The organism is Hyphomicrobium sp. MC8b (assembly GCF_905067615.1).
Taxonomy (GTDB): domain Bacteria; phylum Pseudomonadota; class Alphaproteobacteria; order Rhizobiales; family Hyphomicrobiaceae; genus Hyphomicrobium_B.
Window position 1 is genome coordinate 1,715,853 of the sequence record NZ_LR898465.1, and the last position, 22,385, is coordinate 1,738,237.

A 22,385-nucleotide genomic window follows, 5' to 3' on the forward strand; every position below is an offset into this window, starting at 1 on the left:
TACCGTGTCAGCTAGCCAACTCACCCTGCATTAGCTTCGGCAGGAAGCCTTCGTTGGCGGTGCGGAGTTCGGACAGCGGCAATGCGCCTTCACCCTTCAGCGCAATGGCGTTGCCGCCGACGCGGCCGATGATGCGGGCCGGCAATTCGAGCAGGCGCGCGCGTTCCAGAACTTCCTCGGCCTTCTGCGGCGTAACCTCGACAACGTAGCGGCCCTGATCCTCGCCGAACCAGACGGCGTGCGCGGGAAGTTTGCCCTCATAGGCGAACAGTTCGACGCCGAGGCCTGATGCTTCGCGCGACAGACCGTTCTTGCCGCCCGCAAGCGCCATTTCGGCGATGGCGACGAGCAGTCCGCCGTCGGCGCAGTCGTGCACCGCGAGTGCGCGGCCTTCGCGGATCAGCGAGCGGATCAAACGTCCGGCCTTAATCTCATCTTCGAGGTTGACCGGCGGGGGCGCGCCTTCGAACTTCCCAGACGCGTATTGCTGATAGAGCGACTGACCGAGGTGGCCTTCCTCCCGGCCGATGACGATCAGCACGTTGCCTTCGTTCTTGAGGCGAAGATCGGCGAGCTTCGCTGAATCGGGCACGAGGCCGACGCCGCCGATAGCAGGCGTGGGCGGAATGCCGACGCCGTTCGTCTCATTGTAAAGCGAGACGTTACCGGAGACGACCGGATAGCTGAGCGCGTTGCAGGCTTCCGCCATGCCGCGGCAGCTTGCAACGAACTGCCCCATGATCTCGGGGCGTTCGGGATTGGCGAAGTTCATATTGTCAGTGATGGCGAGCGGATCGGCGCCGACGGCGGTCAGATTGCGCCAGGTTTCGACGACGGCCTGCTTGGTGCCTTCTTCCGGATCGGCGGTGACGTAGCGGGGCGTCACATCGCAGGCAACCGCAATGGCTTTCTTCGTGCCGTGGACGCGCACGACGCCCGCGTCGCCACCGGGGCGACCGACGGTGTCGCCCATGACCATGTGATCGTATTGTTCCCAGATCCAGCGGCGCGACGCGAGGTGATGGCCTGCCATCAGATCCTTCAGCGTGCCGAGGATTGCGTTCGGCGCGGGCACCCATTCGGGCAAAATCTTCGCGGGCTTCTTCGGCTCGACATGCGGGCGCGTGTACATCGGCGCGGAGTTGGCGAGCACCGGCACGGGCAGATCGGCTTCGACCTCACCCTTGTGCTTGATGATCATGCGCTGGGTATCGGTCGTGTGACCGATGACGGCGAAGTCGAGGCCCCATTTCTCGAAGATCGCTTTCGCGTCGGCCTCGCGCTCGGGCTTCAGGATCATCAGCATGCGTTCCTGGCTTTCCGAGAGCATCATCTCGTAAGCGGTCATGCCGGTTTCGCGCTGGGGCACGAGGTCGAGGTTCAGTTCGATGCCGACGCCGCCCTTGTCGGCCATTTCCGAGGTCGATGAGGTGAGGCCCGCCGCGCCCATGTCCTGAATGGCGATGATCGAGTCCGTCGCCATCAGTTCGAGGCAGGCTTCGATCAGGAGCTTTTCGGTGAAAGGATCGCCGACCTGCACGGTCGGGCGTTTCTCATCGGACTTCTCGTCGAACTCGGCCGACGCCATCGTTGCGCCGTGGATGCCGTCGCGGCCCGTTTTCGATCCGACATAGACGACGGGGAGGCCGACGCCCTTGGCGGCGGAATAGAAAATCTTGTCCGTCCTCGCGAGGCCGACGCACATGGCGTTAACGAGGATGTTGTTGTTGTAGCCTTCGTCAAAATTCGTTTCGCCGCCGATGGTCGGCACGCCGGTGCAGTTCCCGTAATGCGCGATGCCGGCGACGACGCCTGAAACCAGGTGGCGGGTCTTGGCATGATCGGGGGCGCCGAAGCGCAGCGCGTTCATGTTGGCGACGGGGCGTGCGCCCATCGTGAAGACGTCGCGCATGATGCCGCCGACGCCGGTCGCCGCGCCCTGGAATGGCTCGATGTAGGAGGGGTGGTTGTGGCTCTCCATCTTGAAGACGACGGCGTCGCCGTCTCCGAGGTCAACCACGCCCGCGTTCTCGCCCGGTCCCTGGATGACCTGGGGGCCGGACGTCGGCAGCGTTTTCAGCCACACGCGGGAAGATTTGTACGAGCAGTGCTCGCTCCACATGACCGAGAAGATGCCGAGTTCACAGATCGACGGCTCGCGGCCGAGGATTTCCAGTAGCCGCTCGTATTCGTCGGGCTTCAGGCCGTGCTCGGCAACGATTTGCGGGGTGATCTTGCGGATGGTGGTCGTCTCGGTCATTCAGGATCTCGGGCAAATCTCTTGGGGCGCGCTTGATTTGCGACCGCTTATATGGGGTCGAGGCCGGTTTGTCGCCCTTTGGTTGGCGCCTTGCGACTCCGCTTCGCGGAGCCCGCCACAAGTCGCGGGTTTGTGGCTTCTTTCTTCGCTGGCGGGCGGTTGCGAGCCCTGGAGCACGACCCGAGACTTAGAATGTTTGGCCTCGGTATGGCCCTGGGGCCAGCTCTTCGCTACGCCCCGGCCGGTATGACAATTGCCATAGGGTTCACTTCGCGTTCTTGGCGAGCCAGGTTTTCATGAACGCGATTTCGGTTTCCTGGGCTTTGATGATGTCCCCTGCCAGCTTTCGAAGCTCGGGGTCCTTGCCGTACTGAAGCTCAATCTTGGCCATGTCGACGGCACCCTGGTGGTGCGGGATCATGCCCTTCACAAAGTCAACATCGGCGTTGCCGGTGTAGCCGACCATCATACCCTGATGCATCTTCTGCATTGCAGCCTCGAAAGCCTTGGACGACGGCGCAGCGTCGGCGGACGTGCCCATGTCCATCTTCATTTGGCCGCCCGTGTTCATGTGATCCATGGACTTCATGTCCATGTCTTCCGCCATGGCAGGCGTCATGAGGAAGAAACCGAGGCATAGCAGTCCGGCAATGGTTTTCACGGGGTAAGTGTCCTCCTCGTTTGGATTGACGGTCGAGCCGAATATGGGCGTGCCCGGCGATAAAATAACTGTCGTAGTCGGACGCACTCTATAGCGGCGCATCGCGGTGTTGTCGCGGCCGCCGGCTTCGAGAAATGCTCCGTGCGGATCGCTTCAAAATTTCTGAATGCGATATGAACCGGCTGCACCCTATGCCGCGGCGGCTCAGCGCTGCTGACGGCGCATTTCAGTATTGCGGCGAGATGCCATTTTATTTGGCAGATTCTGCATCCTATATGCTCGTCAAATCGGCAGTGCAGGGAGCGACTGGATCTCCCTCAGCTGCGCATATGATGGGTCAGAAGGTCTACACTCATGTCGTCGGGGAAGTTCGAGAGGCGCGCATCGTTGCTCGCGGGTGTTTCGTTCGCGGATGTTTGGCGCGCTGCCAGGTATCACCAACTCGGCGGTCATGGGGAGCATCCGTCGGCGCTCGAAATCGCGCACGCATCACGCTTTGCGGCGCCGGGGCAGCCTTTTGCCTCTGAGGCAAGTGTTGCTGGTGAGCCCGGACGGGCAGCCGACATCCGGCGTTATCGTCAGGCCGCTTGAGCGATTTCGTCACGTGGAATCGTGCGGCGTTTTTGCCGGCTCGGGGCATTTGTGGGCTGGCGGACGGTTTTGCGTCGCAAATCAGCCTTCGGCGAAGGTCCGTTGCCCAGTTATGGTGCAGGTTGGCACTTTCCGTCCTACCCGTTCGTACTGTGACCGTTTCGCGCTGCAAAAGGCGCAACACGGACTTGCGGGTATGGGGTATTTTTCTAATCAGCTCAGATGGTTATGTAATTCCGTGAAACGTGGCGCTACGTCCATCAGCCGTAGTGCGGACTTGAACATCGATCAATGCCGACGGCCCGCGAACTCGCAGTTCAGGGTCGTCGGAAGGAATTGAGGGTTCGTTCGCAGAGTAGCGCCTTCGCGGTTGCGAAATCCGGCAGCGGGTTTGCTTCGACGCTTCCAAGTCCACGCTTGCAAGTCGTTCGAGCGAAGGGAGGGAGTTACAACTCTCTCCCTTTTTTTATTCGCACTTTAGTTACTGTAATCGTTGAGTTTTTTCGACACCCCCCCGCGACAGAGCCGCGCTGCTGGGCGCGCATGATAGAGCTGCTCGGCGCCCCCCTGGCGCAACGCACACGGATCACCTATCTACACTGTAGAAGAAAGCGACCCGGGGGCTAATCCCGGGAGTTAGGCGGGGTTCTCCCGCCGGCTAGCTCAAAACAGGTGATACTATGAAGGCCATCGTGTTCGCTGTGTTCAACTCGCTGTCGTTCGGCTCTCAGCCGACGCGCAAAAACCAGCGGCGCGGGAACAGCCGCTAATCGAGCGGACTGTTTGACTGCACGGAAAAGGGGCCAGAGGGCCCCTTTTTTGTTTGTGCGCAACGACTCGCGTTCCGCGAGCCGGCCGTCGCGCACGGGGATGTTGCGAAAGCCGTTGCTGAGCCCAGGCGACTCCCCTGCGGGGAGCCGGCCGAAGTTTTTCGGAGGTGCTCGGCGACACGCGTTCCGCACCGGCCGCCGAGCACGGGCTCGGTATCTCACCAGTGGCCCGAGAGTGCGGGTGCGGAGCGGACGTTGCGGAAGACCACGTCGGGGTGCAGGCGAGGGGCCGAGGCCATCGCGACGATCCGTTTTTCCGTCAGGCTCCTGAGCCGGCGTGAGATTGTCAGATAGACCTGCTTCATGCGCATCAGTCGAATGGCGTTTGGTGACGTCGACTGCTGCTCTCGGTCGATCAGCTCGCGAATGCGGGCGGCACGTTCGAGAAGGACCAAGAAGCGACGGGACATAATTTTCCTCCGGTTCGGAATGTTGGAGGTATGTCCGGTGAAAAAGTCGAAGCACCGGGCACACCCGATGCGGTCCGACATCGCAGCACCATTTTGGTGCATGCCAGAGGGGCCCGGCCCCGCAATCTCTAATGATCTAGGTGCGCTTGTACGCGGCGCAAGTGGCCGCCTTTAAATGCCACCGAAAGATCACAATCGGCCTGCGCTAGGCGCCGAAATCTTGGAACAGGTCCAATAAACCGCATTGGATTAGGTCCTGGCGCAACCATAGGAATGGCGACCTACCCCTTCTTGGCGAGCGTTTCATGTTGTCTACGCTTCTTGTCGTGCTGCCGATTTTTGCGCTCGTGTTCGCCGGGTGGCTCGCGCGGCGGATCGGCGTGCTCGGGCCCAACGCGACGACGGAGCTCAATAGGTTTGTCGTCTATCTGGCGTTGCCTGCACTGCTGTTCGACATCACGAGCCACGCCCATTGGAGCGATCTCTGGCAGCCTGGCTTCATCGCAGTGTTCGGGATCAGCACGCTGCTGATCTTTACCGTGACGGTTGCCGCGCGTCTGCGCTCGCCGCGGCATCTGGCCGACGCCGCGATCGATGGGCTCAATGCCGGATATGCGAATACGGCCTACATGGGCTTTCCGATCACGCTTGCAGTGCTCGGCCAGCAGGCGCTGGCGCCGACGACGATTGCGTCGATCATTACGGTCTGCGTGGTGTTCGCCATTGCGATCGTGCTGATCGAGGTCGGGCTGCAGAGTGAGGCGCGGGCTCTGCATCTCGCGCGCAAGGTCGGCCTGTCGTTGATGCGCAATCCGCTGCTGGTGGCGCCGGCGCTCGGCGCGCTTTTTCCCGCGAGCGGATTGACGGTGCCGGTGCCCGTCGAAACGTTCCTGAAGATGCTCGGAGGCGCGGCGTCGCCGTGTGCGCTGGTGGCGCTCGGCTTGTTCCTCGCCGCCAAGACCGAGCAGGAAGCCGACGTAACGCGCTCGACCGCAATGCTCGTCGGATTGAAGCTTGTGCTGCATCCGATCATTGCGTGGGTCTTGGCGAGCATGGTCTTTCATCTGTCACCGACGCTGACGCGAACCGTCGTTTTGCTCGCTGCGCTGCCGACGGGAACCGGGCCTTTCATGCTCGCAGAATTTTATGCGCGCGAGGCAGCCGTTACGTCGCGCGTGATTCTCGTTTCGACCCTGATCTCTGTTCTAACTGTTTCAGCATATCTTGCGATGTCGGCCTGAAGCTCGCCCGCTGCCAGAAATCGTTGAGTTTTTAACTTATTCGCAAATTGTTTAGGATCACAGAATTACCCCGAAGCTGGCTTACAAGCCGTTCAAGCGCGGTTCATTGATCGAAGATCAGAATTGCGCTTCGAGGGACGAAGGGGAACTTCGATCATGAAACGCTTTTTTGGCGCGGCTGTTGCCGCGGTCGCGATGACGGGGCTGGTGGCTCCCGCACACGCCGGTGGTGGTGACTTTGCTGCCGGGCTTTTTGGTGGTCTCGCAGCCGGGGCCATCATCGGCTCGACGGCGCGGCCCTATTACTACGATCCGCCGCCTCCGCCGCCAGCATATTACTACGGCGGTGGTTATGGCGGTCCGTGCCATTGGGAACGTGGTCGCCGCTACTGGGATGACTATGAGGGCAGGTGGCGCTGGTCGCGCGTCCGCGTCTGCGATTAGTTGGCTCGCACGGTAGCCGCGCTACCACCTCAAGGTAGCGCGGCTACCAGTTCCGTCGGCGCCGTTAGAGCTGCGATCTCATAATCCGCAGGTCTGCGGTTCAAGTTTGTCCGGCCTCTGCGGCATCGTCCAAAATTTTCTGTGCTGCAGCTTGGCTGGATCCCGGCCTGCGCCGGGATGACGTTTGGGATGGAGAGTGCGCTTCTCCATCAGTTAGCTCTGTGCATTGGTGGACGCTCGGGACAAGCCCGAGCATGATACCCAGAAAATTACGCGGCTTCGAGGGTCGAGAGCAGGATGCTTTCGAACACGCGGCGGCCATCGGTGCCGCCGAGAGCGCTTTCGTAAAGACGCTCCGGGTGGGGCATCATGCCGAGCACGCGGCCGGTTTCGTTGGTGATGCCGGCGATGTTGCGCTGGGCGCCGTTCGGGCAGGTCTCGGCGCTGACGGTTCCTTCGCCATCGGAATAGCGGAAAGCGACGCGGCCTTCGCCTTCGAGGCGGTCCAGCGTCTCGCTGTCGGCGAAATAGTTGCCCTCGCCGTGCGCGACCGGAACCTTGATGACTTCGCCCTCGCGGTAGCACTTGGTGAAAAACGAGGTGTCGTTCTCGACCTTCAGGAACACGTCGCGGCAGATGAAGTGCAACGATGCGTTGCGCAGGAGGGCGCCAGGAAGCAGGCCCGACTCGCACAGGATCTGGAAGCCGTTGCAGATGCCGATGACGGGCGTTCCGGCGTTCGCTTTCGCGACGACGTCCTTCATGATTGGAGAGTGGGCCGCCATCGCGCCGCAGCGTAGGTAGTCGCCGTAAGAGAAGCCGCCCGGCAGCACGATGACGTCCGATGAGGGCACGCTGGCGTCGCCATGCCAGACCATCTTCGGCGCAAAGCCCGTAACCCGCGTGATCGCGGTTTCGACGTCGCGGTCGCAGTTGGAGCCGGGAAAGACGATGACGGAAGCGCGGAGCATCCTGGATAGCCTCGGTTGGCGATTTCGATCGCTGATAGGTGTCAATGATTGACAGCAGTGAAGTAATGCGACTCCGGCCGCAAGTCCACTTGCGGGGCTGTCACAGCCCTTAAGGCGCTTAAGGGCCGCCGAGCGGCGACTGCTCACGCTTTTGCTTTTCGACTTCGGCGCGGGAAGCGTTGGTCAGCCGCGTGTCTTCGGCTTTCATCGCATCGACAAGGGCCATGAACTCGACCTGATTGCCGTAGCCGCATTCCTTGCTTTGCGCCGTCCAGACGCCGGTGACCTGTTTTACGAACTTGCGCAGGACGATGGCGGGGTGCGCGGGCTGGCCGGGTTCTGTGAAGGTGATTTCGACACGCCAGACGTCCGGGTTCTCGACCGTGACGACATTCGGATTGGCGGCTTCCTGTTTGGCGCCCGGCAGCCATGCTGACCAGTTGCGCAGCGCCTTGAAGCCCGTTTGGCAATCGAGATCGGGTGCGGCCGCAGGCTGAGAGAGCGCCGGGCTGGACCCGAGCGCTGCGATGGCCAGCGCGATCCCGAGCGTTGCCCGCATCGTCAGCCGATTTCGTAGCTGTAGTTTTCGATGACCGTGTTGGCGAGCAGGTCCTTGCACATCTGCTCGACGAGGGCTTTCGCCTTGGCAGGGTCGGTCTCGGACAGATCGACTTCGATATACTTGCCCTGGCGCACGTCGCCGACGCCGGAGATGCCGAGGCCCTTGATGGCGCCTTCGATGGCTTTGCCCTGGGGATCGAGCACGCCGTTCTTCAGTGTGATTTTGATTTTGGCTTTCATCGTTGTTCCAAATTGTCATCCCGGCCGAGCGTAGCGAAGAGCCGGGACCCAGACGATGAACTCTCGCACATTTTGAGTGAGCGTGGCTCCCGGATCGGCCTTTCGGCCGTCCGGGATGACAGGTGTTTAGTTCGGCTTGCCGTTGATGGGCGCGACCGGGCCGTTCGACGTTGCGTTCGAGGCGACAAGCACGGGGCCTGCACCACGCGGACGTGGCGTTTCGGTCAGAACGCCGAGGCGGCGGGCAACTTCCTGATAGGCTTCGAGAACGCCGCCGAGATCGCGACGGAAGCGATCCTTGTCGAGCTTGTCGCCCGACTGGGCATCCCAGAGGCGGCAGCAATCGGGACTGATCTCGTCGGCAAGAACGATCCGCACCTGCTCGTTGTCGTAGAAGCGGCCGAACTCAACCTTGAAGTCGACGAGGCGGATGCCGATGCCGAGGAAGAGGCCGACGAGGAAATCATTGATGCGCAGCGCGAGCTGCATGATCTCGTCGATTTCCTGCGGCGTCGCCCACCCGAACGCCGTGATGTGCTCTTCCGAGACCATCGGGTCGTTCAATTCGTCCTTTTTGAAGTAGAACTCGATGATCGAGCGCGGCAGCTGCGTGCCTTCTTCGAGACCGAGGCGCGTTGCCAGCGAACCGGCTGCAACGTTGCGCACGACAACTTCGAGCGGCACGATTTCAACTTCGCGGATCAACTGCTCGCGCATGTTGAGGCGCTTGATGAAATGCGTCGGCACGCCGATCTCACCGAGCTTCATGAAGATGTATTCGGAGATACGATTGTTGAGTACGCCTTTGCCTTCGATCAATGCGTGCTTCTTCGCATTGAAGGCCGTTGCGTCGTCCTTGAAATGTTGAATAAGGGTGCCGGGCTCCGGACCTTCGTAAAGGACCTTCGCCTTGCCCTCGTAGATGCGCCGACGCTTGTTCATTCCTGGACCTCTGAGGATCAACAGATTGCTCTCACTCATTGCGGTATACAGATCTTCTCACGAGTTCGTACGCTGACGCTGACGCCTTGATTTTCCAACGTGTTTTCTTCATGTCGGGAAAGGAAGGGCGAACCTTTTTCGCGCTCGGATGTCTTGGGCGGACACTAGCCGAACGAGGGGGGCGACACAATGTAGACCATGAGCCGCAGCGGTGCTTATGGTGACTAAACGCCAAGCCGTTGATTTAGCTCAGGGCGCACGGTAACGCTGCCGTAGATATGCGTTTTGCGGGCAGCAGAAATGCTCGTAGTGCTTGTGGAAATAGAGTTAATACAACCAAGGGTCAGGCGCCGCGGGGCGCTCGGGAGATCAGGGAGCAAACGGACATGACGACCTTCAACGAGCGCGAAAAGGGCTTCGAGAACAAATTCGCTTACGACGAAGAGCTGCGCTTCAAGGCGGAAGCGCGCCGCAATCGCGCCGTCGCTGAATGGGCGGGCGCGAAGCTCGGTCTGACCGGTGATGCGCTCGACGCGTACGTCAAAGAAGTGCGCAAGGCCGACCTTCTCGAGAAAGGCGACGACGATGTCTTCCGCAAGGTCAAGGCTGACCTTACGGCGAAGGGCATCGCGGTCGACGACACAGAGCTTCGCTCGATGATGTCGGAGGCTTTGGCGAAAGCTGTTTCCGATCTCGAGTCGGCGAAGGGTTGAAGTCTTAGTTTGCGCCCGGCGACTCCCGTTCCGTAAGCCGGCCGCCGGGCGCGGATGCTAGCCTAGCTTTTTCAAGAATTGTCCGAACTGCAAAAGACCTTCCGGCCAGGGGCCATGGCCGGAGGCGATGTTGATGTGACCGCTTTCGCCCGCATCGCTGATGGTTGCGCCCCATTTGTTCGCGAGGTACTCGGCGCGGGCGTAGCTGCAATAGAGATCGTTGTTGGCAACGACGACGTGCGCGGGAAACGGTAATTTCCGTTCGGGCATCGTCTCGAAGCCGCGCGTGCCTTTTTCCGGCGGCCAGCGCTTGCCGCCGGTGTCGGGCCAGAAATCGGCGTGATCGATGTCGGCGGGCGCCACCAGAAAGGCGCCGATGACGCCGTTCTTTCTGAGCTTGTCGGCTGCAAAGACGACGGCCGGCACACCCACGGAATGGGCAACAACGACAACCGGCTGCGTGGCGCCGCCAGCGAATTTCGCGATCCTGTCACCCCAGCTTTCGACGTCCGGGTTCTCCCAGTCATGTTGGATGACGCGTCGCGCCGTCTTGAGATTGCGCTCCCAACGGCTTTGCCAGTGATCGGGGCCGGAATCCTGCCAGCCGGGTACGATGAGAATGTCGATTTCTGATGTTTTCATGGGCGGCTCTGATTAACCGAGAGCGCCGCCGGAGGGAAGAGTGGCGGAGAGGCCGAAAACGGGTTCCCGCGGTGCAGCGGGAATGCGCGGAATTTTTTCCGCGTGATCGGGCAATCGGAAGGCACTCGCGCTGGGAACCGGACGGCAGGCATGACGTTGCCCGGGGACACATAATCCGTACCGTGAGGAGACGCCCCCATGAAAGTCGAAAACCTCGAAGACCTATTCAATCATACGCTCGAAGACATTTACTTCGCCGAAACGAAGCTGGTGAAGGCGCTGCCGAAGATGGCCAAGGCAGCGGATTCGGCGCAGCTTGCCAAAGCCTTCATGGGACATCTCGAAGAGACGAAAGAGCATGTCACGCGTCTGGAAGAGGTGTTCACGAAGCTCGGCCGCAAGCCGAAGGCGACGGAGTGTCCGGCGATCAAGGGTATTCTGGCGGAGGGCGAGGAGCTGATGTCGGAGATCAAGGATGCCGATACGCGCGACGCGGCGATGATCGCGGCGGGGCAGGCGGCGGAGCATTACGAGATCACGCGCTATGGCACGCTCGTGTCGTGGGCGAAGCTGCTCGGCCACAAAGATCTCGCAACCATTCTCGAAAAAACGCTGAAGGAAGAATATGCAGCCGACGACAAGCTGACGAAGCTTGCCGAAAGCAAACTCAACAAGGAAGCGGCGTAAATTCTTTTCCGACGTCGTACTGGATCAGCCTCTCTCTTCGGGGAGAGGCTTTTCTTATGTTCCCCGAGCGGAGACGAAAGCGTAGGCGCTGATGTCGAAGTTCAAAACATGCCGTTGGAATTGGCGGACAATTCGGGCATGACCTGGAGCACGTCCCAGTGCTCGACGATTTTACCGTCGGCGTCGAAGCGGAAGATGTCGATGCCCGCGTAGTCGGCGCTTCCTGGCCAGTGCTGGAAGCAATGCAAGACGACGAGATCACCTTCAGCCACGGCGCGTTTTATCTCAACGTGCTTCCCGGGCCATTCGTGCGCCATGCGTTCGAAATAATCAATGAAGCCCTGCTTGCCCGTAGTCACATGCGGATTGTGCTGGATGTATTCGGCGCCGGAAAAACGCGCGATCGCTTCGCGCGGCTCGCACGCGTTGAACATCAATTCATAGAACGCAATCGCGGTTGCCTTGTTTTGTCGGGGATCGGTCATTTGTGCTCCTGACGTGACGGGAGCGATAGCGTTACCCCAACCGCGATGGAACGCGAGAGGTCAGAACTTATCGTCCATGGCGAGCGGCGGCGCGATGGGGTCGGAGACGAGATAGAGAACGTAGGTCGCGCCGCCGCTGCCGTTGTGGCGGGTCAGCGTGCCGATCTTCTCGATCTTACCGAACTTGCTCTTGAGCAGCGGAAGATCGACGCGGCGTTCAAGCTCGACGTAGAGCGCGGGCCGGTTGACGACGGTTTCGGGTAGCGAAGGTAGAAAGGCGTAGCGGATGCGCTCGTCGAGCTGCGCGACGGGACTGCGGCTCTTGATGGCGGACATGAGTTGGCCTGTCGTGGCGTAGCTGGATGTTGCCAGCCACGCTGCGCCGGTTTCCTCGCGTTTCTTTTCGATGGCTTCAGCGAGCGCGGGCCAGCCGCGCATCTGTTCCGTCGGGTCTTTCGGAGAACTGAATAACGGGTGCAGCGCGTGCACGTAGATCACGGCGGTCATCGCAAAACCGAGCGCGAGTGCTGAGACAAACGCGGTGCGGCGCCACGCGACGGGAAGCGCCGCCACACCGAGCGCCGCGCAGATGGCGAATGATGGATAGAGCGGTCCGGGCCAATTGCCCTGCACACGGTCGTGCAGCGCGTGAATGCAAAAATAAAGGAGCATCGGCACGATGGCCGCGGCCAGCAGAACATCGCTTCGGCCGCGTTCCGATATCGCTCGGCGCATGACGCCGACGAAGCCGACGAGAGCGAGGAGAGCGATCAGCGGGCTTTCCAGCAGCGCGAATCCGCCGATCAGTTCGACGAGGTAGCCGACACCCGCTTTACCTTCGCGGCCGACGCGGCCGAACTGCTTGATGAAGGAGACCCAGCCGTGCTCGGCGTTCCAGACCACGACCGGGCTCGCGATCAGTGCCGCGATGATGCCGCCGATCCAAAGTTCGGGCGCACGAAACCATTTCCGATTGTCGGGCGTAACGAGAAGCCAGAGCAGGATCGTCGCGCCGAGAAAGAGGTTGGTGTATTTCGAGACAAGGCCAAGTCCGGCGAACAGGCCGATGGCAAGCCACCACCTGGCGTTACGACTGCGGTCGAGTTCGGCTAACCCCCAGACGACGAGACCGGCGAAAAGGACGCTGGGCAAATCCGGCGTGACGATGATGCCGCCGACGGCGAGCAGGGGCATCGCGAGCAGGAACCAGACGGCGCGGCGGGCGATGTCGGGGCCGTAGAGAAGATAGGCCGTTCGCCAGAGAACCGCGGTGCCCAGAAGCAGGATGATCGGTGCGAGCAGGCGGACACCCAACGTGCTGTCGCCTGCGATGGCGCGTCCTGCCCCGATGACCCAGGCGATCATCGGCGGGTGATCGAGATAAGAGAGCGACGGGGCGAGCGACCAGATCCGATAGTAGGCCTCATCGTCGACGAGGCCCGTGAAGCTTGCGATAGCGAAGCGCACCGCCGTCAAGCTGAGCAGGACGGCCAGCAGGACATTGTTCGCGGCGAGACCGTTGCGCGGTCCTGCGGCCGGATGAATTCTGCTCGGCGCTGGCGAGGCCGCGACGTCCATCAGCGCCGCCACGTAAGCGCTGAGCTTGCTGCGTAATTGAAGACGGCGGCCATCAGTGCACCGGCGATGCCTGCGCGCCACCAGTTCGGATCGTGATTGTAGACGAGATCGGCGACGCCAATGTTCGCCAGCGTGCCGACGCTGCAAACGACATAGAACGTCAGCAGGCCGCTTATTATGTCGACACCTGAAAGGCGGCGATCACGGAACGTCAGGGCATTGTTCAAGAAGAAGTTGAAGGTCATGGCAACGAACGCGGCGAAGATCTGCGCCTCATTGAATGAGGCATGGGCCAAGACGATAGCGCTGCGCAGCGCCGCGAGATGAATGATGAGGCCCGTTGCGCCGACCAGCGCGAACAGGAAGAAGCGCGGGGGAACGAGGTTGCCGGTCGTTTTCGTGAGCAGAAGACCAAGGAAGTCGGCGATGACGAGACCATCGAGCTTCGACTGGCCGACCTTGCGCGGACGGAACACGTAGGGCTTTTCGGAGACGCGCACGCCTGAGGGAGCGGACGCCAGAATATCGAGCAGCAGCTTGAAGCCGCCGGGAGAGAGTTTAGGGGCGATGGTATCGATAAGGCTCCGCTTCAACATGAAGAAGCCGCTCATCGGGTCGCTGACGTTGGTCTTGAGCAGCATGTTTGTCAGCGTCGTCGCGAGCATGCTCGATACGCGACGCGTCGCCGAGAAGCCTTCGCTGGCATCGCCGGTCTGATCATAGCGTGTGCCGATGACGATGTCGGATTTGCCCGTCTCGATATCGCGCAGCATCTCAGGCAGGAGCTTTTCGTCATGTTGAAGGTCGGCATCGACCACGGCTACGATGTCGGCGCCGGACGCCAGCATGCCTTCGATCACCGCACCCGCCAGTCCTCGGCGGCCGACGCGACGCAGCGCGCGGACGCGGCCATCGTGGGCGCCGATTGAGCGGATGGTGCTCATCGTACCGTCGGGACTGTCATCGTCGACGAAGATGACTTCCCAGTTGATGCCGGCGAGCGCGGCATCGAGCGCCGAAATCATCGACGCGATATTGCCGGCTTCGCAGTATGTCGGCACAACGACCGACAGCTGTAGGCGCGCGGGCAAATTCGCTGCGCGGAGTGGGCGTTCTGTCTGCGCTTCAGTCATCACCACAGGCGCTGTCCCGTCAAAGGATCTGGTATTTTCTCGCCGCGCCGGGCGTCGCGCTTTCGTGCGATCGTCCGAAAGACAAGATAAATGGCTGCTACCGTCAGCGCCATCGTTACGCCGGCGAAGATCACGTCGGACAGAAAATGTGCGCCTTGCGAGATGCGAATGAAGCCCGCAAGCAGTCCGAAACCGACGCCGGCTGCGACGAGGGCACCGCCGATAGCAGGAAAAAGAAAGGCGGAAGCGAAGAATGTTGCGTACATCATCGATGCTTCGCCCGCGACGAACGAGCAATTGCGGCGGCATTGATCCGACCGAACGATCGGCAGGGAATACTTTTTCGAGCCGCCGAACTCTTTGATTTGAACGGGGCGAGCGCGGCCCCAGCCATCCTTCAGCATTACATTGCCGACGAGGCCCGGTCCGAGCGCGAGGCAGGCGGCGAGGAAAAGCCATCGCACGAAGCCGAGGCCAAACACGTCAGACTTCAGAACGGAGGAGGCGATCAAGCCGATCACGTTCACGACGCAGACGGCGATAAAGGAAAAATAGAGGGTGAGGCGGACGTAGTCGGCCAAAGTCCTGGGTGCGCCACCGGCGAAGACACCGCCGCCCTTGCCGGAAAAGACGCCGTTGCCGAGGTAAAAATATCCGGATGTCGCGAGATCGAGCTGCGGGTACAGGCAAAACAGCAGACCCGCTACGGTGGCGACGATCAGCGCACCCCAGAACAGGATGGAGACGATATTGCCGTGGGCGTCTCGCTCCTGTCGTCCTAATCCGGATTGTGCTGTCATGGTCCTCATCGGGTTCCCCGCCCCTCCGTCAGAGGTTCGCTTAGACTTTCGGTCTCAAGATGTCACGCAGAAGCGTTTCAAAGGCGAATTGGCCTAGGCCGTGCCTTGCTCGATCGGTCGTAGGCGTTCAGCGTCGAGCGCCTCGAAAACGATTTGAACACAGGCGGCTGTGATCGCCATTAGAACGCCGGCGAAGACGACGTCGGACAGGAAATGGCCGCCTTGTGCCATTCGCGTCAGGCCGGAGAGACTGCCAAAGACGATGCCCAACGTGACAAATTTTCGCGAACGCGATTTGAACAGAAGGGCGGCAGCGAACATGACGATGTAGATCGCGGAGGCCTCTCCCGAGACGAACGAGCAGTTATAGTCACATTGACCAGAGGACGGGAACGGCGGCGTGAAGGCCTTCGAGCCGGCAAACTCAATGATCTGGCGCGGGCGGGCGCGGCCCCAATGATCCTTGAAGCCCAGATTGGTGACGACAAGCGGTCCGGTGACCAGGCAGAGCGCGACGAACAGCCAGTTCCGCATTGAAAGGTCAAGCCACGGTCTGGCATAGCGAGCGGCCATCACCAGGCCGACGACCGTCAGTGTGCAAACCAGATAGAAGAAGATCTGAAACCCCATGCGGAGTAGCAGAAACACGTCGAGCTCATTGCCGATGAAGTGGCGATCGCCGACGTAGAATAAGCGAGCGACGACGAGATCGATATCGGGTGCGAATACGAACAGTATCATCGCGAGTGCGCCGATCGTCAGCGCGCCGCGGAGCATAGCCGTTGCCGTTACGGGCGGCCGGGCAACGGTTTCGTCACTATCATCGCCACGCTCATGCCAATCGAACGCAAAATTTGGCGCCCACATCCCCGACGGTCCTGACGTTCCCCCAAAACTGCGGGTACCGTTATCAGTCGGCGTGTCAGAGGCATGTCGGTTTGATTACGGATTGGTGACAATGGCAAATGCGCGGCTCGCCGTATCTCAGATCACCTCTCCCCTATTAGGGAGAGGTGCTTTTCTTGCCACTTCAAGCCGATCCGAACACGCGCTTGAAGATCGTGTCGACGTGGGCGGTGTGGTAGTCGAGGTCGAACATGGCATCGAGGTCGGCGGGCGGGATTTTCGCCGTCACGTCCTTGTCCGCCTTCAACTCGGCCAGGAAGTCCTTGCCCTGCTCCCAGGTCTTCATGGCGTTGCGCTGAACGAGGGCGTAGGAGTCTTCTCGGCTGAGGCCAGCCTGCGTCAGGGCCAGCAGCACGCGCTGCGAATTGTGTAGGCCGCCGAGCTTGTCGAGATTCTTCTTCATGTTCTCGGGATAGACGACGAGCTTCTCGATGACGCCGGCCAAACGGGCGAGCGCGAAGTCGAGCGTCACCGTTGCGTCGGGGCCAATCATACGTTCGACGCTCGAATGCGAGATGTCGCGCTCGTGCCAGAGGGCGACGTTCTCCATTGCCGGAATGGCGTAGGCGCGGACCATGCGGGCAAGACCCGTCAGATTTTCCGACAACACCGGATTGCGCTTGTGGGGCATGGCCGACGAGCCCTTCTGGCCCGGCGAGAAATATTCTTCGGCTTCCAGCACCTCGGTGCGCTGCAGATGCCGGATTTCGATAGCGAGGCGCTCCATGCTGGAGGCAATGACGCCGAGGGTGGCGAAATACATCGCGTGGCGGTCGCGCGGGATGATCTGCGTCGAGACGGGCTCTGGAACGAGGCCCATCTGCTCGGCCACGTATTCCTCGATGCGCGGATCGACGTTGGCGAAGGTACCGACGGCGCCGGAGATGGCGCAGGTCGCGACTTCCTTCCGGGCGCCGACGAGGCGTTCGCGCGCGCGCTGAAATTCCGCATAGGCGAAGGCGAGCTTGATGCCGAATGTGGTCGGCTCGGCGTGGATGCCGTGGCTGCGGCCGATCGTGATCGTGTTCTTGTGTTCGAAGGCGCGGGTCTTCAGCGCAGCGAGCAGCCGGTCGAGATCGGCGAGCAGCAGATCGGCGGCGCGGACCAATTGCACGTTGAGGCAGGTGTCGAGGACGTCCGACGACGTCATGCCCTGGTGCACAAACCGGGCTTCCGGGCCGACGTGCTCGGCGAGATGGGTCAGGAAGGCGATCACGTCATGTTTCGTGACCGCTTCGATTTCGTCGATGCGCTTCACGTCGAAGACGGCGGCCGAACCTTTTTCCCAGATTTTTTTTGCCGCGGCCTCGGGAATGATGCCGAGCTTGGCGCTGGCGGTCGCGGCGTGGGCCTCGATTTCGAACCAGATACGGAAACGGGTTTCGGGCTCCCAGATGCGGGTCATCTCGGGGCGGGAGTAGCGGGGAATCATTGAGCTAAATCCTTGATGCAACGCGGGAGGCGTAGCAGACGTGCAACGGCGCATCAATCTCAAGGCTGCCCAATGCCCCCGTCTGGGGGTGAGGGCCGCGCGATTCATGCTGAGATCTCGCGTGCTGCTTCGCAGCTAACGCTTTGCAACAATTCGTGAAGAGTTATCCAAAAGTCGCCTGCGTGCCGCCACGAATTGCTGGGCTAATCGACGGATTACGAGGGTGGCAATTCTGTTTCTTGTTCAGGCTGTATTCAGGGCAGATTAGTCACACTCGCTGAAATCGTCGGTGCACGTTCGAATCTGCCGTTCTTTTCGCAGATGGGTGCGCCTACATTCGAAGGCCCAAGGAAGTAATGAGTCGAGGCGTTTTCAGGCGGATTGGAAAAGCCCCATGCGCTTCGGAAAGAATCAAAAGCGGGAGACTAAACGGATATGTCGGAACAGATGGGCAGCGGGGATCTTGCTGAATTGGTCCATCAGATGGAGCAATCGGAAGACGATCCGCGCCAGTGCTATGCGCTTGTCAAAGAGAGAATTAGCGAATTCCGGGATTCAGGTCGTGCCGTTCCGGACGAATTGAAGAAGCTCGAAAGGCGCTTCATGACGGAATGCATGCTGGCCTCGCAAGGCCGGTGAGGGACGTCGCATCGCAGGTCCGAGAGAACCTGCTCTCAATTTCATTTGGTCAATACATTTGGAAATGATCGAGGCTGACTGGCGCGAGTGTTCGCGTGAGGCGGCCTCTTTTCTTATGGCTCCTTTTGCGGGCTGACCTTGGCCGCGGCGCGGTCCCGACGGTGGCCGAGCCCTTCCGTTCGATAAAAGTGGGCAAGGCCCTCGGGCGATGCCAGCCTGATCTTCGGCAGGTCGATAGCATCGAACGTCGCGCGGTTGCGTTGGCGGTTCTTTCGGGTGGTGACCGCGATATGGCGGATCATCTCCCATTTCACGCTGTCCTGGCTGCCCTCCAGCGCTCCCACGCGTTCGCGCTCGAACCATGAGCGGCGCAAGTAGCGAAACAGGCTCGTGAGGGTGGAGGCGTCGAGCTGGATGACGCCTGTCGCCCGCGCGAGGCGCTGCGGCAGCAAGCGGGAATAGTTGCCATCGACGACCCAACGCTCCTGCAGGATGGCGGCGTCATGCAGGACTTTGAATTCCTCGTCGGGCCGCTCCTGCCAATCCGTTTGGGGCAGATGGCGAAGCTGATCCAGATGGACGGGGACAAGGCCGCGCGCTCGCGCGATCGCGGCCGTGAGGGAGGACTTGCCGCTGTTGGACGGACCCATGATGCAGATGCGGGGTCCGAGATCGTCGAGCGTCACTACCAGGCCTCCGTGATTGCGGTGATACCGCAGCGGTCTGCGCCTGCAAGAAGACGGCCCGTCAGCTAAAAGATGCTGAGATCACAGGACGTTATGCGTGCCGTCGCAATAGGGTTCGTCGTCGGTGGCCTTGCAGCCGCAGAGATTGAATGTGCCGGTCCGGTCCGGGACGAAACGCAAGGGCTCGAAAGACGTCCCCTCGTGCGAGCCGTCGCAGAACGGCTGCGTCTTCGAGCGGCCGCAACGGCAATACCAATATTCCTGCCCTTCCGTCAGCTCGACTTGGAAAGGACTCGTTTGGGCGACGACGGCCTCGTCGGACATGGCATGCTCCATTATTGGCTCGGGGGCTCAAGCCCCCTGGCTCGTTCGAAGTTTAGACTCGCTATAAGGTTTGGGCGTGCGGGGCAAGGCTACAGCTGGACGCGGAATAGGCTGAATTTCTGACATCGGTCGTCGGCGCTGCCTATCATCTGGGCGGGCAAAATTATTCGGCAGCCCGGCGGTGGACAACAGTCAATGGCTGGGCGAAGCTCGGCGCCGGCGGGGAGATCTCATTCGACCGGACAAGCGGGGCGGCTTGGCAGCTTGGCGGGCGGCGAGGGGTTTTCACGATGGGAGCAACGCAATTGCAGCCCGGACCTCGACTGGCGCGGGGGACGTTCACATGAGGGGACCATTTCGCATGTCCGATCTCTTCCGGAAGAAAGCTGTCGGCTACGACGACGCCGAGTTCGGCCTGAAGCGCGTCTTGAGCGCGCTCGATCTGACGCTGCTCGGCATTGGTGCGATCATCGGCACCGGTATTTTCGTGCTGACGGGCGTTGCTGCGGCAACTCAATCGGGGCCTGCGGTCGTTCTGTCCTTCGTCGTCGCGGGTTTTGCATGCGGGTTTGCGGCGCTGTCCTATGCCGAGCTGGCCTCGAGCGTCGGCGGCTGCGGTAGCGCATACGGCTACAGCTATGCGGCGTTCGGCGAATTGATTGCCTGGATCATCGCCTGGGACCTGATCCTGGAATACGGCGTCTCGGTCGCGGCAGTCGCCAACGGCTGGTCGGGCTATTTCAACAACGCGCTGACGGCGATCGGGCTGGGGCTGCCGGAAGAATTAACGAAGGGGCCATTCGCGGGCGGGATCGTCAATCTGCCGGCATTCGGGATCGTCATCATTCTGATGCTGCTGCTGATCATGGGCGTGCGGGAGACGGCGCGTATCAACGCCGCCATGGTGGCAGTGAAGCTCGCGACGATCGCGATTTTTCTAGCCGTTGGGCTGTTCAACATTCACCCTGCGAACTGGACGCCGTTTGCGCCGTTCGGCTGGTTTGAGCATGTGGATGGCAAGCCGGTCGGCATTCTCGCGGGCGCGTCGCTCGTGTTTTTCGCTTACGTCGGCTTCGACGCCGTATCGACAGCGGTGGAAGAAGCGCGAGACCCGCAACGCGACGTCCCACGCGGGCTGATTGGATCGCTGATCTTCTGCACCATCATCTACATCGTGGTGTCGGGCGTGCTGACGGGCATCGTCAACTATACTGAGCTCAATGTGTCTTCGCCGGTGGCGTTCGCGCTGCAGAAGATCGGTTTCAACTGGGCGTCGGCGCTGGTCGCGGCCGGTGTGATCGCGGGCCTGACGACGGTGATGCTGGTGCTCTACTACGCGCTGACCCGCATCATTGTGGGGGTGTCGCGTGACGGTCTACTGCCGCCGTATTTTTCGGTCGTCAACGAGAAGACCCACACGCCCGTGCGGACGACGGTCATTACAGGCTTGGGCATGGCCATCATGTCGGGCTTCATTCCGCTCGGTGTCTTGGCCGAACTTGTAAATATCGGCACACTCGCGGCCTTCGTACTGGTATGCGCCGGCGTGATCGCGCTGCGAAAGACGCATCCGGATTTGCATCGTCCGTTCAAGATGCCGGGCGGCATTATTCTGCCGGTCATGGGCGTGCTGTCATGCGGAGCGCTGATCGCGTTCCTGCCATTTGAAACGCACCTACGCTTTATCGTTTGGCTGGCGCTGGGTCTGATCATCTACTTCGTCTATTCGATCAAGCACAGCCGCCTCGCGGCAGCATAGGGTTAAGGCGTCATCGAATAGTCATATAAAAACCCTTCCGCCGCAGGCGGCGCCGACTGGAAAAACGTCGGCGCCGGGGTTAGGGTCGCGCCGACTCGGCTGCCGGGAGGCCGTTTCGTGCCGCCCGGGCCGATATCAAGGACAATCGACAATGGACTGCGACAGTCGCAGTGACGCTTCGCTTTCGCCAGCATCCTCCAGGCGCACCTGATGGCATAGGTGGCTCGGTCGGCTGCGCGGTGGCCGTCAACCGAAAGAGAGCCCGATGCTGCGCAGCTATCGCCGCGAAAACTCACACATCGTCCTGCAGCACGAAGGTATTCCGGCCGATGACGTGGCTCCTATTCCAGGGCAAGCGGTCTGGATCGATCTTTACAATCCCGCACCGCAGGACAATCGCTTCGTCGAGCAGCTTTTGTCGATCGATCTGCCGACGCGCGAGGAGATGCAGGAGATCGAGGTTTCGGCGCGTCTCTATCAGGAGGACGGCGCGGAGTTCATGACGCTGACGGCCGCGTCGCAGCTCGAAACCGACGAGCCGATGACGTCGCCGATCACGTTCGTGCTGAAGGGCAGCACGCTGGTGACGATGCGCTACGCCGAGCCCAAGGCGTTCGCCAATTTCGTGACGCGCGCACAGCGTCCCAACAACGTGCCGGTTGCCAGCGGTGAGCAGATCATGATGGGCCTGATTGAGGCGCTGCTCGACCGCATGGCCGACGCGCTGGAACGGGTCGGCACGAATATCGATCAGGTTTCGCGGCAGGTCTTCCGCAAAGGCAAGATGAAGGCGGCGCCGTCGAGCGACGATCTGCAGCTCGCGATCGAGCGCATCGGCCAGGACGGCGACCTGCTGACGAAGGTTCGCGAAAGTCTCGTCAGCATCAACCGCGTGCTGACGTATCACACCAATGTCGATCAGCAGGTCGACAAGAAGGTGACGAAGGAAGCGAAGGCACGCACTAAAGTGCTGTATCGCGACGTCGTCGCGTTGACCGATCAGGCCACGTTTCTGTCGAGCAAGGTGAACTTCCTGCTCGATGCGACGCTCGGGCTGATCAACCTGCAGCAGAACCAGATTATCAAGATTTTCTCGGTCGCGGCTGTCGTGTTCCTGCCGCCGACGCTCGTCGCGTCAATCTACGGCATGAACTTCGAGGATATGCCGGAATTGAAGTGGCTGTTCGGGTATCCGTGGGCGCTGGCGATGATGGTCGTCTCAGCGATCCTGCCGTACCTCTACTTCAAGCGGCGCAGGTGGCTTTAATGATTGGCGCTTCCCAGTACGCTTCGCGGAGCCGGCCGGAAGCGCCGGGTGTGTTGCGTCGTCCTTAAGCATGGACAGCGGCGATACGCGTCCGCGCGCGAGCCGCCTATCGGGGCACAGCATTATCAACACCGTCATGCCGACGCAGGTCGGCACCAGACAAGCATCCAAATTTTCATTGTC

General features: G+C 61.0%; 23 protein-coding genes. 7 read left to right on the forward strand and 16 right to left on the reverse strand.

The window, feature by feature from the left end:
* Window positions 1-7: 7 nt before the first annotated feature.
* From purL to ACLB1Z_RS08380, 3 genes are all read right to left on the reverse strand, one after another.
* Window positions 8-2,260, reverse strand: a complete 2,253-nt coding sequence (purL, locus tag ACLB1Z_RS08370) for a phosphoribosylformylglycinamidine synthase subunit PurL (RefSeq protein ID WP_409562892.1) — start codon at window positions 2,258-2,260, stop codon at window positions 8-10.
* Window positions 2,261-2,525: 265 nt separating this feature from the next.
* Window positions 2,526-2,879, reverse strand: coding sequence for a DUF305 domain-containing protein (locus tag ACLB1Z_RS08375; RefSeq protein WP_409563244.1), 354 nt, complete (start codon window positions 2,877-2,879; stop codon window positions 2,526-2,528).
* Between the two features lie 1,621 nt (window positions 2,880-4,500).
* Complete coding sequence (locus ACLB1Z_RS08380) at window positions 4,501-4,752, reverse strand: hypothetical protein (protein WP_409562893.1); 252 nt, start codon at window positions 4,750-4,752, stop codon at window positions 4,501-4,503.
* A 305-nt stretch (window positions 4,753-5,057) separates the two neighbouring features.
* Between ACLB1Z_RS08380 and ACLB1Z_RS08385 the strand changes: the two genes are divergently transcribed.
* A complete protein-coding gene (locus ACLB1Z_RS08385) occupies window positions 5,058-5,993 on the forward strand; it encodes an AEC family transporter (protein WP_409562894.1) in 936 nt (311 codons plus the stop codon).
* 156 nt (window positions 5,994-6,149) lie between these two features.
* Complete coding sequence (locus tag ACLB1Z_RS08390; RefSeq protein ID WP_409562895.1) at window positions 6,150-6,437, forward strand: hypothetical protein; 288 nt, start codon at window positions 6,150-6,152, stop codon at window positions 6,435-6,437.
* A 269-nt stretch (window positions 6,438-6,706) separates the two neighbouring features.
* On the opposite strand, the gene purQ is transcribed toward ACLB1Z_RS08390, so the two are convergent.
* The 4 genes from purQ to purC form a co-directional block, all read right to left on the reverse strand.
* A complete protein-coding gene (gene purQ, locus ACLB1Z_RS08395) occupies window positions 6,707-7,408 on the reverse strand; it encodes a phosphoribosylformylglycinamidine synthase subunit PurQ (protein WP_409562896.1) in 702 nt (233 codons plus the stop codon).
* 118 nt (window positions 7,409-7,526) lie between these two features.
* The gene (locus ACLB1Z_RS08400) at window positions 7,527-7,967 is read right to left on the reverse strand and encodes a hypothetical protein (RefSeq protein WP_409562897.1); all 441 of its coding nucleotides are present in this window, start codon (window positions 7,965-7,967) and stop codon (window positions 7,527-7,529) included.
* Between the two features lie 2 nt (window positions 7,968-7,969).
* Window positions 7,970-8,209 (reverse strand): phosphoribosylformylglycinamidine synthase subunit PurS, encoded by a 240-nt coding sequence (gene purS / locus ACLB1Z_RS08405; RefSeq protein WP_024275646.1) that lies wholly within the window; start codon window positions 8,207-8,209, stop codon window positions 7,970-7,972.
* Window positions 8,210-8,335: 126 nt separating this feature from the next.
* Window positions 8,336-9,151, reverse strand: a complete 816-nt coding sequence (purC, locus tag ACLB1Z_RS08410; protein WP_013947070.1) for a phosphoribosylaminoimidazolesuccinocarboxamide synthase — start codon at window positions 9,149-9,151, stop codon at window positions 8,336-8,338.
* Window positions 9,152-9,537: 386 nt separating this feature from the next.
* Between purC and ACLB1Z_RS08415 the strand changes: the two genes are divergently transcribed.
* The gene (locus ACLB1Z_RS08415; protein WP_013947072.1) at window positions 9,538-9,864 is read left to right on the forward strand and encodes a DUF1476 domain-containing protein; all 327 of its coding nucleotides are present in this window, start codon (window positions 9,538-9,540) and stop codon (window positions 9,862-9,864) included.
* 57 nt (window positions 9,865-9,921) lie between these two features.
* Here the strand turns inward: ACLB1Z_RS08415 and ACLB1Z_RS08420 are convergent, their stop codons facing one another.
* Window positions 9,922-10,506: an RBBP9/YdeN family alpha/beta hydrolase gene (locus ACLB1Z_RS08420; protein ID WP_409562898.1), complete on the reverse strand. Its 585-nt coding sequence runs from the start codon at window positions 10,504-10,506 to the stop codon at window positions 9,922-9,924.
* A 198-nt stretch (window positions 10,507-10,704) separates the two neighbouring features.
* On the opposite strand from ACLB1Z_RS08420, the gene ACLB1Z_RS08425 reads away from it, so the two are divergent.
* A complete protein-coding gene (locus ACLB1Z_RS08425; protein WP_409562899.1) occupies window positions 10,705-11,193 on the forward strand; it encodes a ferritin-like domain-containing protein in 489 nt (162 codons plus the stop codon).
* A gap of 101 nt (window positions 11,194-11,294) precedes the next feature.
* Here the strand turns inward: ACLB1Z_RS08425 and ACLB1Z_RS08430 are convergent, their stop codons facing one another.
* The 6 genes from ACLB1Z_RS08430 to purB all read right to left on the reverse strand — a co-directional run bounded on the left by ACLB1Z_RS08430 (window position 11,295) and on the right by purB (window position 17,527).
* Window positions 11,295-11,678, reverse strand: coding sequence for a nuclear transport factor 2 family protein (locus tag ACLB1Z_RS08430; protein WP_409562900.1), 384 nt, complete (start codon window positions 11,676-11,678; stop codon window positions 11,295-11,297).
* A 60-nt stretch (window positions 11,679-11,738) separates the two neighbouring features.
* Complete coding sequence (locus tag ACLB1Z_RS08435; RefSeq protein WP_409562901.1) at window positions 11,739-13,256, reverse strand: ArnT family glycosyltransferase; 1,518 nt, start codon at window positions 13,254-13,256, stop codon at window positions 11,739-11,741.
* Window positions 13,256-14,389, reverse strand: a complete 1,134-nt coding sequence (locus tag ACLB1Z_RS08440; RefSeq protein ID WP_409562902.1) for a glycosyltransferase family 2 protein — start codon at window positions 14,387-14,389, stop codon at window positions 13,256-13,258. The genes ACLB1Z_RS08435 and ACLB1Z_RS08440 overlap by 1 nt, the downstream gene beginning before the upstream one ends.
* Window positions 14,389-15,189 (reverse strand): phosphatase PAP2 family protein, encoded by an 801-nt coding sequence (locus ACLB1Z_RS08445; protein ID WP_409562903.1) that lies wholly within the window; start codon window positions 15,187-15,189, stop codon window positions 14,389-14,391. Before ACLB1Z_RS08445 ends, ACLB1Z_RS08440 begins: the two co-directional genes overlap by 1 nt.
* Window positions 15,190-15,282: 93 nt before the next feature.
* On the reverse strand, window positions 15,283-16,056 hold the full coding sequence (locus tag ACLB1Z_RS08450) for a phosphatase PAP2 family protein (RefSeq protein ID WP_409562904.1): 774 nt from the start codon (window positions 16,054-16,056) through the stop codon (window positions 15,283-15,285).
* Between the two features lie 163 nt (window positions 16,057-16,219).
* Window positions 16,220-17,527 (reverse strand): adenylosuccinate lyase, encoded by a 1,308-nt coding sequence (purB, locus tag ACLB1Z_RS08455; protein WP_409562905.1) that lies wholly within the window; start codon window positions 17,525-17,527, stop codon window positions 16,220-16,222.
* A 435-nt stretch (window positions 17,528-17,962) separates the two neighbouring features.
* Here purB and ACLB1Z_RS08460 point away from each other — a divergent pair, with 435 nt between their 5' ends.
* The gene (locus ACLB1Z_RS08460; RefSeq protein WP_013947081.1) at window positions 17,963-18,166 is read left to right on the forward strand and encodes a hypothetical protein; all 204 of its coding nucleotides are present in this window, start codon (window positions 17,963-17,965) and stop codon (window positions 18,164-18,166) included.
* A gap of 113 nt (window positions 18,167-18,279) precedes the next feature.
* Here the strand turns inward: ACLB1Z_RS08460 and ACLB1Z_RS08465 are convergent, their stop codons facing one another.
* Together ACLB1Z_RS08465 and ACLB1Z_RS08470 are read right to left on the reverse strand one after the other, a co-directional pair.
* Complete coding sequence (locus ACLB1Z_RS08465; RefSeq protein ID WP_409562906.1) at window positions 18,280-18,852, reverse strand: AAA family ATPase; 573 nt, start codon at window positions 18,850-18,852, stop codon at window positions 18,280-18,282.
* A gap of 81 nt (window positions 18,853-18,933) precedes the next feature.
* The gene (locus tag ACLB1Z_RS08470; protein WP_013947083.1) at window positions 18,934-19,176 is read right to left on the reverse strand and encodes a CDGSH iron-sulfur domain-containing protein; all 243 of its coding nucleotides are present in this window, start codon (window positions 19,174-19,176) and stop codon (window positions 18,934-18,936) included.
* 361 nt (window positions 19,177-19,537) lie between these two features.
* Between ACLB1Z_RS08470 and ACLB1Z_RS08475 the strand changes: the two genes are divergently transcribed.
* Complete coding sequence (locus ACLB1Z_RS08475; RefSeq protein WP_409562907.1) at window positions 19,538-20,935, forward strand: APC family permease; 1,398 nt, start codon at window positions 19,538-19,540, stop codon at window positions 20,933-20,935.
* 265 nt (window positions 20,936-21,200) lie between these two features.
* The gene (gene corA, locus ACLB1Z_RS08480) at window positions 21,201-22,202 is read left to right on the forward strand and encodes a magnesium/cobalt transporter CorA (RefSeq protein ID WP_409562908.1); all 1,002 of its coding nucleotides are present in this window, start codon (window positions 21,201-21,203) and stop codon (window positions 22,200-22,202) included.
* Window positions 22,203-22,385: the final 183 nt, after the last annotated feature.

Bases quoted from the DNA above. Each gene is read 5' to 3' on its own strand.
- purL (WP_409562892.1), bottom strand. From the start codon at position 2,260: ATGACCGAGACGACCACCATCCGCAAGATCACCCCGCAAATCGTTGCC.
- ACLB1Z_RS08375 (WP_409563244.1), bottom strand. From the start codon at position 2,879: ATGACGCCTGCCATGGCGGAAGACATGGACATGAAGTCCATGGATCAC.
- ACLB1Z_RS08380 (WP_409562893.1), bottom strand. From the start codon at position 4,752: ATGTCCCGTCGCTTCTTGGTCCTTCTCGAACGTGCCGCCCGCATTCGC.
- ACLB1Z_RS08385 (WP_409562894.1), top strand. From the start codon at position 5,058: ATGTTGTCTACGCTTCTTGTCGTGCTGCCGATTTTTGCGCTCGTGTTC.
- ACLB1Z_RS08390 (WP_409562895.1), top strand. From the start codon at position 6,150: ATGAAACGCTTTTTTGGCGCGGCTGTTGCCGCGGTCGCGATGACGGGG.
- purQ (WP_409562896.1), bottom strand. From the start codon at position 7,408: ATGCTCCGCGCTTCCGTCATCGTCTTTCCCGGCTCCAACTGCGACCGC.
- ACLB1Z_RS08400 (WP_409562897.1), bottom strand. From the start codon at position 7,967: ATGCGGGCAACGCTCGGGATCGCGCTGGCCATCGCAGCGCTCGGGTCC.
- purS (WP_024275646.1), bottom strand. From the start codon at position 8,209: ATGAAAGCCAAAATCAAAATCACACTGAAGAACGGCGTGCTCGATCCC.
- purC (WP_013947070.1), bottom strand. From the start codon at position 9,151: ATGAACAAGCGTCGGCGCATCTACGAGGGCAAGGCGAAGGTCCTTTAC.
- ACLB1Z_RS08415 (WP_013947072.1), top strand. From the start codon at position 9,538: ATGACGACCTTCAACGAGCGCGAAAAGGGCTTCGAGAACAAATTCGCT.
- ACLB1Z_RS08420 (WP_409562898.1), bottom strand. From the start codon at position 10,506: ATGAAAACATCAGAAATCGACATTCTCATCGTACCCGGCTGGCAGGAT.
- ACLB1Z_RS08425 (WP_409562899.1), top strand. From the start codon at position 10,705: ATGAAAGTCGAAAACCTCGAAGACCTATTCAATCATACGCTCGAAGAC.
- ACLB1Z_RS08430 (WP_409562900.1), bottom strand. From the start codon at position 11,678: ATGACCGATCCCCGACAAAACAAGGCAACCGCGATTGCGTTCTATGAA.
- ACLB1Z_RS08435 (WP_409562901.1), bottom strand. From the start codon at position 13,256: ATGGACGTCGCGGCCTCGCCAGCGCCGAGCAGAATTCATCCGGCCGCA.
- ACLB1Z_RS08440 (WP_409562902.1), bottom strand. From the start codon at position 14,389: ATGACTGAAGCGCAGACAGAACGCCCACTCCGCGCAGCGAATTTGCCC.
- ACLB1Z_RS08445 (WP_409562903.1), bottom strand. From the start codon at position 15,189: ATGACAGCACAATCCGGATTAGGACGACAGGAGCGAGACGCCCACGGC.
- ACLB1Z_RS08450 (WP_409562904.1), bottom strand. From the start codon at position 16,056: ATGTGGGCGCCAAATTTTGCGTTCGATTGGCATGAGCGTGGCGATGAT.
- purB (WP_409562905.1), bottom strand. From the start codon at position 17,527: ATGATTCCCCGCTACTCCCGCCCCGAGATGACCCGCATCTGGGAGCCC.
- ACLB1Z_RS08460 (WP_013947081.1), top strand. From the start codon at position 17,963: ATGTCGGAACAGATGGGCAGCGGGGATCTTGCTGAATTGGTCCATCAG.
- ACLB1Z_RS08470 (WP_013947083.1), bottom strand. From the start codon at position 19,176: ATGTCCGACGAGGCCGTCGTCGCCCAAACGAGTCCTTTCCAAGTCGAG.
- ACLB1Z_RS08475 (WP_409562907.1), top strand. From the start codon at position 19,538: ATGTCCGATCTCTTCCGGAAGAAAGCTGTCGGCTACGACGACGCCGAG.
- corA (WP_409562908.1), top strand. From the start codon at position 21,201: ATGCTGCGCAGCTATCGCCGCGAAAACTCACACATCGTCCTGCAGCAC.